The following is a 12,826-nucleotide window of genomic DNA, read 5'->3' as shown; positions in this document are numbered from 1 at the left end:
AAAAGAGAATAACCCCCCCTTGCGGAGGGGTCGTGCGCTTACCCTTTACACTTCCATAATTTCTTTTTCTTTAGCGGCCAAAATTTTATCTACTTCAGCAACGAACTTGTCCGTCAGCTTCTGCACGTCTTCCTGATGGCGACGCGACTCGTCCTCGGAAATTTCGCCTTTTTCTTTTTTCTTGATCTCGTCGTTGGCATCGCGGCGAATGTTGCGGATCGCCACCTTCGCCTCTTCGCCGAACTTCTTCGTCGATTTGGCCAGCTCAGCGCGGCGTTCCTCCGTCAGCGGCGGAATGTTCAGACGAATGATCGAACCGTCGTTCGCCGGCGTGAGGCCTAGATCCGATTTCTGGATCGCTTTCTCGATGGCGGACAGTGCCGTCTTATCCCATGGCGTAATTGTAAGCGTACGGGTATCCGGCGTATTGATCGCGCCCATCTGATTGATCGGAGTAAGCGAGCCATAGTAGTCGGCTTGCACCCGATCCAGCATTGCGGCCGACGCGCGGCCCGCTCTCAGAGTCACTAAGTCGCGCTTTAACGCGCCCAACGCCTTCTCCATGCGTTCTTCGGCGTCTTTTTTAATCGCTTGCGGCATTAGTTCATGCTCCCCTTTACGATCGTGCCGATTTTCTCGCCCATGACGGCACGTTTAATATTGCCTTGCTCCGTAATTGCGAATACCAGAAGCGGAATATTGTTATCCATGCATAATGAGGATGCTGTCGAATCCATGACGCCAAGGTTTTTGTTGAGCACGTCCATGTAGGTGAGCTGCTCGTACTTCTCCGCGCCTGGATCTTTGAACGGATCTGCGCTGTAGACGCCATCGACTTTGTTCTTGGCCATCAGAATGACTTCGGCCTCGATCTCCGCCGCGCGAAGCGCCGCAGTCGTATCCGTCGAGAAGAACGGATTGCCCGTTCCAGCCGCGAAAATGACGACACGTCCCTTCTCCAGATGCCGGATGGCGCGTCTGCGGATATACGGCTCCGCGATCTGCTGCATGGCGATTGACGTCTGCACGCGACTCGGCACGTCCATCTGTTCCAGCGCATCCTGCAGCGCCAACGAGTTCATAACCGTAGCGAGCATGCCCATGTAGTCCGCCGTCGCGCGATCGATCCCCTTCTGGCTGCCCGCAATGCCGCGCCAAATGTTGCCGCCGCCGCAGACGATTGCCACTTCGACGCCCAGCTCGATCACTTCCTTGATCTGCTCCGCGATCGACAGAATCGTCGCCGCGTCGATGCCGTAACCGTTGTTGCCAGACAGAGACTCGCCGCTCACCTTTAATACCACGCGTTTATAAACGGGACGTTCCAACGTTTTGTACCTCCAGCATGCATATTTAAAAAAGAGGGAACACGCCGTGTTCCCGGATCGATAAATCTTATTGGTTGACTTGCGCCATAACTTCTTCCGCGAAGTTTTCCGTCTTCTTCTCCAAACCTTCGCCCAGCTCGTAGCGAGCGAATCTGCGGATGGAGATTTTCTCGCCGATTGCCGCGATTTTCTCGTTCAGCAGCTCAGTGATCGTTTTCTCTTGGTCCTTAACGAACACTTGCTCCATCAGACAGTTTTCTTCGTAATATTTGTTCATGCGGCCTTCGACCATTTTGTCGACGATTTTTTCCGGCTTGCCTTCGTTCAGCGCTTGGTTGCGAAGAATTTCTTTCTCTTTGTCCAGCTCTGCTTGAGACACTTCTTCGCGAGCCAGGAATTTCGGGTTAGCTGCAGCGATTTGCATCGCGATGTCTTTCACGAATGCGCGGAACTGGTCCGTCTTTGCTACGAAGTCGGTTTCGCAGTTAACTTCGACAAGAACGCCGATGCGGCCGCCAGCGTGGATGTAAGATTCTACGACGCCTTCAGTCGCAATGCGGTCGCCCTTCTTAGCTGCCGCTGCAAGACCCTTCTCGCGAAGAAGCTCGGATGCTTTCGTCAGATCGCCGTTTGCTTCCTCCAGCGCCTTCTTACAATCCAACATGCCTGCTCCTGTTCTTTCGCGGAGCGTTTTAACGTCTGCTGCACTAATTGCCATGGGAACTCCTCCTGAATATAGGCTCCCCGCGCCTGCAAGCGCAGGTGAGGCTGATCATTTTTTTTGGAAAAAAAGGGCGGTGAGAAGTTACCCTTCTGACCACCCTTCGATCGTAACTGTATGTTCGAACCGGAATTTTCTTGATTAAGCCGTCGTCTCTTCGCCTTGACGGGATTCGACGATCGCGTCGGCCATCTTGGCCGTCAACAGCTTAACCGCACGGATCGCGTCATCGTTACCAGGGATAACGTAGTCGATCTCGTCCGGATCGCAGTTCGTGTCGACGATGCCGACAATCGGGATGCCCAGCTTGCGAGCTTCCGCAACCGCGATGCGCTCTTTGCGCGGATCGATGATGAACAGGGCGTCAGGCAGTCTGCGCATGTTCTTGATACCGCCGAGGAATTTCTCAAGACGCTCCATTTCCTTGCGGAGAATGATAACTTCTTTCTTCGGCAGCACTTCGAACGTGCCGTCCTGTTCCCACTTCTCGAGTTGGTGCAGACGATCCGTACGCTTCTGGATCGTGGAGAAGTTCGTCAGCGTACCACCCAACCAACGTTGGTTGATGTAGTATTGGCCGCTGCGCTCCGCTTCTTCCTTAACGGAGTCTTGCGCTTGCTTCTTCGTTCCTACGAACAGCATCGTTCCGCCGTTCTCTGCGAGTTGACGCACGAAGTTGTACGCCTCGTCGACTTTCTTAACCGTTTTCTGCAAATCGATAATGTAAATGCCGTTACGTTCAGTAAAGATGTACTTATCCATCTTCGGGTTCCAACGACGTGTTTGGTGACCGAAGTGCACGCCCGCTTCGAGCAATTGCTTCATGGAAATAACTGCCATCTCCCTGCACCTCCTAATGGTTTTTGGTGAATCATCCGCCGCTTCTCGCGTTTTCCGCCAAAACTCGTCCGCATTCGCCGAACAAGCACCGTTGACAGAATTGAAAAGCGTGTGTTTTTTACACCGAGAAATAATATACCATATCGCCAACCGTCGCGCAATGGTTCGACGCTTTGCGCCGGCAATTTTCTTATATCAAAATCGGACTTTTTGAACTACCGTTCAAATAAAAGTCCAAAAAGTTTGATTTTCAGCACCAAGAAGGTTGGACGAAGACCGGTGATGAGGAAGCGATCGCCAAGCGTAGTGGAAGCTACGTGAGTACCGGAAGATCCGGCTGAGTTCAAGATTCGACGTCGAGTTTGCTCCCTGAGTATGCTTCGTGATCAAAATCGGACTTTTTGAACTACCTCTTTACTTTTTGCGTACGAGTTCGTCCATAATCTCCTGATAGGTAGGTCTCCCCTTAAGTACGATCGTCCCGACCCTCATCTTCGCGGCCACCGGGCGCGTCTCCTCAATAAACTCCTTAACGTCGTCGATGGCGCCCAGCTTTTGCAGTTCTTCTCCGACCTCGGTCAAGCTCATCCCGTAGCTAACGTATAAAGATACCTGCTGCGGCTCCGTTTCGCTAGCGGGATTCGCCTCGTTCTGTCCGGCAGATGGCGTCTCGGAAGCCGGCGCGTTCGACTCCGAGGCTTCCGGTTCCTCTGCGGCCGGCTGCTTCTCCGAGGCGTCGTCCGGCTGGCCTGAGGCGCCTTCCTGCCCTTCGGCTCCGCTTCCGTTGGCCTCCGCCCTCGCCTCGTTGACGCGGGCGTCCAACTGCTCCGGCGTCAACAGCAGCAAACCTGCCTTCTTCGCTTCGTCGGCAAGCTCCTCCGCTTTCAGCGGCTCTTTGGCTAGAGGCGCATCCTGCTTCTCGGCGAACAGAATCATCTGCAGCATAATCGCGCCGACAATCAATCCGATTCCGAATCCCATCAGCCAGCTCCGATGTTTACGCATGCTGCTCCTCCCGTTTGACCAATTGCAAAATGAGCTGTACTTCGCCCTTGTTCATACCGGTCGCCTTGGCGATTTGCTCGACGGACTTGCCCGTCTCGTGCATGCCGAGCAGTTCCGCATACCGCCCGCGAATCGTCGTCGGCGCGTATTCCGGCTCAGAATCGTTCGCTAGTTCCGGCTGCGCCGCTTCCTCATCGGAGACGGCGGTTGAAGAAGGAGCCGAATCGTATTTCAATGAAGCTTCCTCAAGACTGTACGCATGGATCTGCTGATCGGGTAACGCAGAAGGAGGCAAAGCCGTGGGGGTGAAATCCGCTGGCGCTTCGGAGTATCGGGGCTGTTCCGACAACGACTTCATCTGCTGCTCCAGCTCGACGATTCTGCGTCCAAGCTTCTCGACCGTGCCGTCATGCTCGCGTTTGAACTTGGCGACCGCGTCCAGCAGCTCGCCGTTCTCCACCTCCAGATCCTCGAGCAGTCGGTTGTACGATTCTTCGGTGACGAACTCCTGCTTGGGACCGGCGTCGCCGGATTTGGGCGTCATCCACGCAAACCCGGCAATCGCGGTTCCGAACGCAACAATATAAAACCACGGTTCCACCCTGAATTCTCCTCTCGCCTTGCCGTTCCTGTTGCCGTCAGCCCATAAAATCAATATGTTTTCCCTTGTACGGGTGCTCCGGGACTTTGCTTTCCTCTATGGCCTGATCCTGGGACGAATTTTTCTTCGCTCCGCGGTCGCGTTTGTTTCTTTCGCGAGGGTCGCGCTCCGAGATGGTTCCGCCCTCCGCCGCTTCCGTCTTCGCGCTTCTCGCCGCGTTCTGCTCCGCCGTCTTCATCGCCTGCTGACCCAGCAAGCTCTGCTCCGTAGCCGAGCGCTGCTGCTGATGGTGCTGCAGAGGCGTCATCTCCACGGAACGAGGCATAGACACTTGCATATCGATCGGTTTGTAGCTCACGCCGCATCACCTCATCTTGGGATCAATAGAAAGGAACCATGGCGATATCCCCGTCCGAAAACCGAAAAGTGACTCTTTGCGAAGCATCCTTTACGAATCGCGTATATCTTCCGATCACGATTTTCGTACCGCCCCATAACGTATGAACTGCATCCACGCGCGCCGTCGTCGCGTCTTCCAGCGTCTTCTCGATTTCCAGGACGCGCTCCTTGGCCTGCTGCAGATCCTCGGTCGTCTGGCGCTTCGTCGCCGTCAGCTTAACCCGCAGCGCCAGCTTGTCTCCGCTAAGCTGACCGGCCGCGGCCATCTGATCCAGCATAGACAGCGCTTTCGCAGTCTTGTCCAAGTTCTCGGATTGCTGACGCATCGTCGCTCGCAATTCTCCGAGCTCCTGACGAAGTTCCGGCCTAACGCCCACCTCGACGACGGTCGCCGTCGACATCGAATTGCCGATCATTCTCGCCGTTACCCGTTCTCCCGCCTGAATCGTGCCGCCTACGATCAGCCCTTTGGCTCCCAGACATTTGACCGATTTGCCGGCGCGGACGTTCGAGTGCATAATGCTCTGGGTCACCAGAACGTCCTCGCCGGCAATGACGTTCCCTTCCTGAACAAAGGAACAGCGAACGTTGCGACCGGCCTTCACAAATCCTTTGTTCGATCCGATAATTCCGCCGGTCACTTCGATCGAACCGTCGGACTCGACCTCGGCGCCTTCGATGCCGCCCGTTACCCGAATGTCCCCCGAAGCTTTGACGCGAAAGCCGGTCAAAATATTGCCGCGGACGACGACTGTGCCGACAAAGTCGATATTGCCGATATTGTAGTCCACGTCGCCGTTCACTTCATAAACGGGAAATACGTTCAGCTTGTCCTTGTCCGTCTTCGTCACGAGGCCGTCGATCGCCGCATACATCGCGATTTTCTCGGGATTAACGACGACGTTTTTGCCGATTTTGAAGTGAACCTCCTTGCCGTCCTTCGGAGGAATTTCCTCTCCGGTGACGGTTTTGCCCGGAACGCCCGGTTCGGCTGGCACTCTCTCGGCAATCAGCTGCCCCGCCTTCACGTTGGCAAGCTTGGTGACCTGCTTGTAATCGACGCTTCCGTCCTCGCGCTCGACGGGACTTCGGCTCTCTTCTTCCTCTTCGCCGAACATCTGCTTGATATAGCCGTCTTTGCCCGGCGCCGGCGGCTTGCCGACAGCCACGACGTTTTGCGAAAAATAGAAGTCCTGCGGCCGTTGCGAGATCAAGTAGATCGCGTCCGACTGCAGCCCCGACTTAACGCCCTGCGACGCCAAGTATTGCTCCAGATCGCGGGCGGTAAACTTCGGGTCGCTTTCCACTCGCTTGAAAACGAGAAATGCATTCATTTTGTCATCGGAAATCGTAACTTGCAGCCCCTCCCCCATGGAGAAGCTTCCAGTGTCAGACATCGTCAATGCCCCCCTATTATCCGTTTTGAAGCAGCTGTTCCTTATGTTTCGCGAGCGCTCCGCGAAGCCTCAAAATCGCTTTGGAATGCAATTGGGATATTCTCGATGGCGACAGGCACATCACTTCAGCGATCTCGCTTAAAGACAAATCTTCGTAATAGAACAGAGAAATGACGATCCGTTCTTTCTCTGTGAGTTTCTCGATGCCGTATTTCAGAGAGTCTTTCAAATACGTCTCGTGAACTTTGGATTCCGGGCTGACCGCTTTGTCGTCGACGAGCAGCGACAGACGGGTCTCGGATTCTTCCTCCCGGATCGGATCTTCGAGAGAAAATACGGCCGCGACCGCAACCTCTTGAAGCATTTGCTGAAACTCTTTGTTGCTAATATTCAAAAAGTCGCATATTTCGTCATCCGAAGCAGATCTCAAATGCTGCTGCTCCAGCACCGCATAAGCGTCCTCGATTTTTTTCGCTTTGTCACGAACCGAGCGGGGCACCCAATCTCCTTGCCGAAGCCCATCGATGATCGCCCCTCTGATTCTCCATGAAGCATACGTCTCGAATTGCAAACCGCGCCGATAATCGAACTTCTCGATCGCGTCGATCAGTCCCATGGCCCCATTGCTCGCCAGGTCGTCTTTCGTCACATTTTTAGGCAAACCCACCGCCATACGGCTTGAGACGTAATCTACGAGCGGCAAATAGTGTTCGATCAGCTTTTTTCTCGCATCCGGGTCCGCGTCGTCTTTCCATTGCTGCCACAAATCTTGATGGGATAACCGGGAACGTGTTTGATCGACCATTTTAGCCTCACCATCCTTATTCGTCCGTCAGGCGCCGTATCGCCTGAGCCACTTCCTCCGGATTCGGATTATCGAGCGACACCACCCGCTTGGGCTGCAGAGGCTGAAAGCTCATGGCCTCCCCGTCTGTTGCCGTTGCCGACTTGCCGTCCGCCCATTGCTCCTTCATCATCTCCGACAAGGCTTCTCCTTCGTCCGGAATCGTCAGATCGAGCATGCTGCCGCGGTCGGACGGAACCTCGGCTCCGCTTGGCGCCGGCTTGCCAGTAGCAAGCAGCTGCCCAAGCACGAAGCCGACAACAAGCGCCAATGCGGCAAACGCCAGAAAAGCGTATAGGCCTCTGAGCAGCGACGTTCCCAGCGGATTGTTCGATAATGAGAGCAAGCAGATGAGCAGCGCTCCGAACGCTCCGAATCCGATTGTGAATCGCCAGGAACCTTTCATCGTTAAATCTCCTTTACCCCATGCTGCACGCTGCGAATAAGAAAAATCCCGTTATGACTGTACAATTCCACCGTTCGGCCATAGTTGCCACCGGTGTCTTCGGACAAGAGGCGGATCGAGAATCGATCCAGTTCATGCTTCGTCGCTTCCACGTTGCGCGGCCCGATTCTCATCGTATCCGTTCCGCCCATGAAGGCGAACATTTGCGCGCCTCCGGCCATTTTGGCGACCATCCGATGAAGCGAAGCGCCCTTGCTCTGCAGCCTTCGCACAAGCTCCGGGACTGCCGTATCCGCGTATTTGGCGATATTGAGTTGACCTTCGCGAGCAATGTCGGAGGACGGCAGCATAATGTGCGCCATTCCGCCGATACGCAGCTCGGGGTCGAATAGCGTTAAGCCGACGCAAGATCCCAACCCTGTCGTCTTAAGCACCGCTCCCCCGTCCGCGATATTCAAATCAGCCATTCCGACTTTAATTAAAATGCCTTCGGCCATTAGATCGGCACTCCTAACGCACGAAAGAGCTTCTCGAACGACTCCGGGTCCGGTATAAGGAAGAAATGGCCTTCGGCCTCCTGCTGCCCTTCCAGAAACGTCGTCTCGATGAGCAAAGCGTCGTCGCCCATCGTGCCGAATTGAAGTAGTCCGTAGCTTAATATCGCCCCGGCCATGTCCACCGCGAGCGACGGAACCGTCGGGGACATCCGCAAGCCGGTGAAATCCGCCAGCGAGGACAAATACGAACCGGCCAAAATGTTGCCGATCTCGTTCAGCGCCGACAGCTCCAGCTCGCTGTATTCTTCGTTCTCGCCTGCGCTAAAGCCGAGCAAATCCCGCAACAGCCGTCGCGCCTGCTCTCGGCTGATAATGAAAAACATATTGCCGGGCGCGTCTCCCTCTACGCGGAGGAAGATCGCAATTACGACCGCTTCCGAGCCGCCGACCCGCTCGGCGATCGCTTCGAACGGAAGCAGATTTACGGTAGGAACCGCCATGTCCACCGGTTTGTTCAGCAGCGTCGATAGCGCGGTAGCCGCATTGCCTGCGCCAATGTTGCCGACCTCGCGGAGCACGTCCAGCTTAAAAGCCTCATCGTTTCTAAACAGCTTCACGGCTTATTCCTCGAACTGTTCCAATTGAATGATTTCGTTGCGGTTAAGCACTTCCGGCAAGTTCAGCAGGATGAGCAGGCGGTTCTCCCCGATCTTGGCCACTCCGCTCAAATATTTCGCCTTCACTCCGCCGACCACTTCCGGAGGATTTTCGATCGCATCGCTCATCACGTCCAGCACATCGTTCGCCGAGTCGACGATAAAGCCGACTTCAAGCTCGCTTGCCGCAACGATAATAATGCGGGAATTCTCGGTGTAGTCCGACTCGTTCAAGCCGAAACGGCCGCGCAGATCGATGACCGGAATGACGACGCCTCTTAAATTGACGACGCCCTTCACGAACGCCGGCGTTTTAGGGACGCGAGTGATCGGCATCATCCGCTCGATCGTACGCACCTTGTCGACCTCGATTCCGTACTCCTCCTGCGCCAGCGTGAAGACGATCACTTTCAATTCTTCTGCCATGAATGATTCCTCCTTAGAGTCCGGACTGTTATTTAATAATGGAGTTAGGATCCACGATCAAGGCGACTTGCCCGTCCCCGAGTATCGTCGCTCCCGAAACGACGCCTTTGACGCCGGCCAAATATTTGCCTAGCGGCTTCAGCACGATCTCGCTCTGGCCGATGAACTCGTCGACGAGAATGGCCGCGAGCTTGTCCCCTTTGCGGACGACGAGCATTTCGGTTTCGCTCTCGTCGTCGTCGCGATAATCCGGCGAATCGATCAGCTGCGACAACGAAATGACGGGGATGATCGATTGGCGATAATCGATCATGCTGCTGCCGTGCAGGCTGCGTATGTCCGAACGCTTGATCGAGCCCGTCTCGACGATTGAAGACAGCGGGAACGCGTATTTCTCCGAGCCTTGCTTGATCAGCATCGCCGCGATAATCGAGAGCGTTAGCGGCAGTTGGATCGAGAACTTCGTCCCTTTGCCCAGCGAAGACGTCACGCTGACATTGCCGCCCAAGGAAGTTATCTTCGACTTGACGACGTCGAGCCCGACCCCGCGCCCGGAGATGTCCGATACTTTGTCCGCCGTACTGAAGCCGGCAGCGAATAACAGCATGTTCGTCTCATCGTCGCTGAGCGCCTTCGCCTCTTCCGGCGTAACGACGCCTCGCTTGATCGCCGTCTCGAGCACTTTAGGACGATTGATGCCTTTGCCGTCGTCCTCAATCTCGATAAATACATGATTGCCGCTGTGGAACGCCCTCAGCACGACAGTTCCCGTCTCCGGCTTGCCCTGCGCCAGACGGTCCGAGATCGATTCGACGCCATGGTCGACCGAGTTGCGAATCAAGTGCACGAGCGGATCGCCGATCTCATCAATGACGGTGCGATCGAGCTCCGTTTCGGCGCCGACGACGACCAGATCGACTTTCTTGTCCAACGATTTCGCCAAATCTCTAACCATGCGAGGAAAACGGTTAAAGACGCTCTCCACGGGCACCATGCGCAGCTTAAGCACGATGTTCTGCAGGTCGGCGCTAACGCGAGCCATATGCTCCACCGTCTCCGTCAAGTCGTTGCGGCGGATTTCGAAGGCAAGCTGCTCGAGGCGTACGCGGTCGATAAGCATTTCGCTGAACAGGTTCATCAGCGTGTCAAGCCGCTCGATATCGACCCGGATCGTACGGGGAGCTGCGCTGCCGGATGATGCCGCCGGAGCCGCCGGACGAGCCGCGCTCTTGTCGGGAGCGGGGGCGGCTTGCGGCGCCGCCGTCTGAGCGGGAGCCGCAGCAGCGGCCGCTTCCTGCGCCGCGTCGCTCTTCCCCGGAGCTCGCAAATTGTTCTCCATCTCCTGAAGGGAGGCTTTGTCCACCAGGTTCAACGTGACGGCTTCAATCTCCGATACTTTGGAAAGCTGCTCTTGCAGCGTCTGTTCTTGCGTCTGGGTGATGTAGTAGACGGAGAAGCTGCGGTCGAATTGCTCCTGCTCGATCTCTTGAACGGAAGGGTAGGACTTGACGACCTCGCCGTTTCTCTCGAGCACGTCGAACACCATATAAGCTCTGGCCGCTTTCAGCAAACAATCCTCGCGCACCTTCACCTCGATGAAGTAGGCGCTATGCCCGCCCTCGATCGATTGCGCGAGAACGGACAGCTGATATTGATCGAGCACGAGCGAAGCGGGCAGCGCTGCAGCGGCTTGAGCCGACGCGGACGTCCCGGATGCCGGCGCAGCGGCTCCGGTATCGCCTTTGACGATGCCTTTCAGACGTTCGACCAGCTCGCCGACTTCGCCTTTGCCCGTTCCTCCGCCGACAATGTCCTGAACCATCGCTTCGAGCGCATCCAGACATTTGAACAACGTATCGAAAATATGACCGTTCATGCTGAGCTTCTCGTTGCGAACAAGATCAAGCACGTTCTCCATCTCGTGGGTCAGCGAGGCCAGATCCTCGAACCCCATTGTCGCGGACATCCCTTTTAACGTGTGCGCGGAACGGAAAATGACCTGCACGATGCCGATATCCTCCGGCTGCTGCTCCAACCGAAGCATATTTTCATTTAGCGCTTGCAAGTGATCGTTGGACTCGTCGATAAACATGGACATGTACTGATTCATTTCCATGGCCGGACACCTCCTTGTTGGCTGAGCTTTCAGCGCGCTAGGTTTTGCGCGATTTCAATTCCTGCACGAGCAGCGGAGCGATGCTCTGTAGCGGCACCTGATGCGTCGTAGCCCCGAGCTCGACCGCCGAACGGGGCATCCCGTACACGACGCAAGTCTGCTCGGCCTCGGCGATCGTCGTCTGCGCTCCGTCGTCGAGCAGCGCCTTCATCCCTTTCGCTCCGTCGCTGCCCATTCCGGTCATCAGCACGGCATAGCGTTTCAGCTGCCGATGACCGATCAAGGATTCGAACAGAACGTCGACCGAAGGCATATGCCCGCTGCGGGGGCCCTCGTTCGTCAGCTTGACCCGATATTTGCCGAAGGCGTCTTTCGTCAGCGACATATGCTTGCCGCCCGGAGCGATATACGCAGTTGCGGTTTCGAGCTGCTCCCCGTCCGTCGCTTCCCTGACGTGGATGCTGCAGAACGAATCCAGACGCTGCGCAAGGGAATGCGTGAACTTGGGCGGCATATGCTGAACGACGAGAATCGGCGCGGGGAAATCCGCCGGAATTCCGGTCAGCACTTCATGCAGCGCCCGCGGTCCGCCCGTAGAAGTTCCGATCGCAACGATCTGCGTGAACGAAGTCGTCGGCTTCGGTTCGGCTGAAATCGGCGGCACGACAGCAGCAGAAGCGGCAGGCGGCGAAGCGGCAATCGCAACGCCGGGCTGCCGAACAGGCGGCTTCGCATCCTTCTTGGCCGATGCAGCCGGCGAACCGGCGACCGGCGGCTTGACCGGTTTCCGCAAGCTGTCCGGACGATCCAGTGCTGGCGGAAGCTTGCGCGAGGCTGACGCAGACGGCCGTGCTGGCGGCTCGTTCCTGCGAACCTCCGTCTCCCGTCGCGGCAGTCTTGGGGCTTTATCGGTTTCCGATAACGCGGAGGCCGGCTTTTCTTTGACAGGTTGCTCCATGGCAGCGGAACCCACTTTGCCGGCCGATTGCTTGTCTAGCGGAGGCTCAGCGGTCGCAGCGGCCATCCGCTCAGCCTCCTTCGCTTCCTCAACCGATTGTCTGACCGGCGAAACGAGCGGAGCAGACGAAGCCAACGATGGCGAAGCCTTCTCCGCAGCCTTCTCCACGACCGCGGGCAGCAGTCGCAGCGGCCCTTTATCGATCGTCTCCGCGACGATGCGCAGCTTCTCCAGCAATTGCTCGCCAACCTGCCGAATGTCCAGCTTTACGGCTCCATCCGGCTTGCGGATGAAATCGATCGCGCCGAATTGGAGCGCCCTGATCGTATCTCTGGTGCCATTGTCCGTCACCGCGGACAGCATAATGACGGGAGTCGGTCTCGTCTCCATAATTTTCTGCAGCGCTTCGATCCCGTTCATGCGCGGCATTTCCAAATCCATCGTAATGATGTCGGGCATTAGCTCGATCGTCATCTTAACGGCTTCCTCGCCGTCGCATGCGGTTGCCAGCACTTGGAAAGCGGAATCCATGTCGACAACGTCGCTGAACACTTTGCGCATAAAAGGGGAATCATCCACGATGAGCACTTTTAACTCCGTCATATGGCATCCTCCTCGTTATCTAGTTGTTT

General features: G+C 56.2%; 15 protein-coding genes. All 15 read right to left on the bottom strand.

Going from position 1 to position 12,826, the window contains the following annotated elements; genetic code table 11:
- Nucleotides 1–45: 45 nt before the first annotated feature.
- A complete protein-coding gene (gene frr, locus DFP98_RS05510; RefSeq protein ID WP_116059549.1) occupies nucleotides 46–600 on the bottom strand; it encodes a ribosome recycling factor in 555 nt (184 codons plus the stop codon).
- Entirely contained in the window at nucleotides 600–1,328 is a 729-nt protein-coding gene (pyrH, locus tag DFP98_RS05505) for a UMP kinase (RefSeq protein ID WP_116059548.1), read from the bottom strand. Before pyrH ends, frr begins: the two co-directional genes overlap by 1 nt.
- Before the next feature lie 67 nt (nucleotides 1,329–1,395).
- Entirely contained in the window at nucleotides 1,396–2,046 is a 651-nt protein-coding gene (tsf, locus tag DFP98_RS05500) for a translation elongation factor Ts (protein ID WP_116059547.1), read from the bottom strand.
- 144 nt (nucleotides 2,047–2,190) lie between these two features.
- Entirely contained in the window at nucleotides 2,191–2,889 is a 699-nt protein-coding gene (rpsB, locus tag DFP98_RS05495; protein ID WP_116059546.1) for a 30S ribosomal protein S2, read from the bottom strand.
- 414 nt (nucleotides 2,890–3,303) lie between these two features.
- Nucleotides 3,304–3,894: a prolipoprotein diacylglyceryl transferase gene (locus DFP98_RS05490; protein WP_116059545.1), complete on the bottom strand. Its 591-nt coding sequence runs from the start codon at nucleotides 3,892–3,894 to the stop codon at nucleotides 3,304–3,306.
- Nucleotides 3,887–4,495 carry a hypothetical protein gene (locus DFP98_RS05485; RefSeq protein WP_116059544.1) on the bottom strand — a complete coding sequence of 203 codons (609 nt, stop codon included), beginning with the start codon at nucleotides 4,493–4,495 and terminating at the stop codon, nucleotides 3,887–3,889. The genes DFP98_RS05490 and DFP98_RS05485 overlap by 8 nt, the downstream gene beginning before the upstream one ends.
- 37 nt (nucleotides 4,496–4,532) lie before the next feature.
- Entirely contained in the window at nucleotides 4,533–4,853 is a 321-nt protein-coding gene (locus DFP98_RS05480; RefSeq protein WP_116059543.1) for a hypothetical protein, read from the bottom strand.
- Nucleotides 4,854–4,875: 22 nt separating this feature from the next.
- Nucleotides 4,876–6,291: a flagellar assembly protein A gene (locus DFP98_RS05475; protein WP_116059542.1), complete on the bottom strand. Its 1,416-nt coding sequence runs from the start codon at nucleotides 6,289–6,291 to the stop codon at nucleotides 4,876–4,878.
- A gap of 16 nt (nucleotides 6,292–6,307) precedes the next feature.
- Nucleotides 6,308–7,096 (bottom strand): FliA/WhiG family RNA polymerase sigma factor, encoded by a 789-nt coding sequence (locus DFP98_RS05470; RefSeq protein WP_116059541.1) that lies wholly within the window; start codon nucleotides 7,094–7,096, stop codon nucleotides 6,308–6,310.
- Between the two features lie 16 nt (nucleotides 7,097–7,112).
- The gene (locus DFP98_RS05465; protein WP_116059540.1) at nucleotides 7,113–7,541 is read right to left on the bottom strand and encodes a hypothetical protein; all 429 of its coding nucleotides are present in this window, start codon (nucleotides 7,539–7,541) and stop codon (nucleotides 7,113–7,115) included.
- Nucleotides 7,542–7,543: 2 nt separating this feature from the next.
- A complete protein-coding gene (locus DFP98_RS05460; RefSeq protein WP_116059539.1) occupies nucleotides 7,544–8,038 on the bottom strand; it encodes a chemotaxis protein CheD in 495 nt (164 codons plus the stop codon).
- Complete coding sequence (locus tag DFP98_RS05455; RefSeq protein WP_116059538.1) at nucleotides 8,038–8,655, bottom strand: chemotaxis protein CheC; 618 nt, start codon at nucleotides 8,653–8,655, stop codon at nucleotides 8,038–8,040. The genes DFP98_RS05460 and DFP98_RS05455 overlap by 1 nt, the downstream gene beginning before the upstream one ends.
- A 3-nt stretch (nucleotides 8,656–8,658) precedes the next feature.
- Nucleotides 8,659–9,120, bottom strand: a complete 462-nt coding sequence (locus tag DFP98_RS05450; protein ID WP_116059537.1) for a chemotaxis protein CheW — start codon at nucleotides 9,118–9,120, stop codon at nucleotides 8,659–8,661.
- A 28-nt stretch (nucleotides 9,121–9,148) separates the two neighbouring features.
- Entirely contained in the window at nucleotides 9,149–11,236 is a 2,088-nt protein-coding gene (locus tag DFP98_RS05445) for a chemotaxis protein CheA (protein ID WP_116059536.1), read from the bottom strand.
- A gap of 37 nt (nucleotides 11,237–11,273) precedes the next feature.
- A complete protein-coding gene (locus DFP98_RS05440; protein ID WP_116059535.1) occupies nucleotides 11,274–12,797 on the bottom strand; it encodes a protein-glutamate methylesterase/protein-glutamine glutaminase in 1,524 nt (507 codons plus the stop codon).
- Nucleotides 12,798–12,826: the final 29 nt, after the last annotated feature.

Origin of the sequence: Cohnella phaseoli, assembly GCF_003386235.1 — a bacterium.
Taxonomy (GTDB): Bacteria; Bacillota; Bacilli; order Paenibacillales; family Paenibacillaceae; genus Cohnella; species Cohnella phaseoli.
This window is presented reverse-complemented; position numbering and strand designations above follow the sequence as displayed.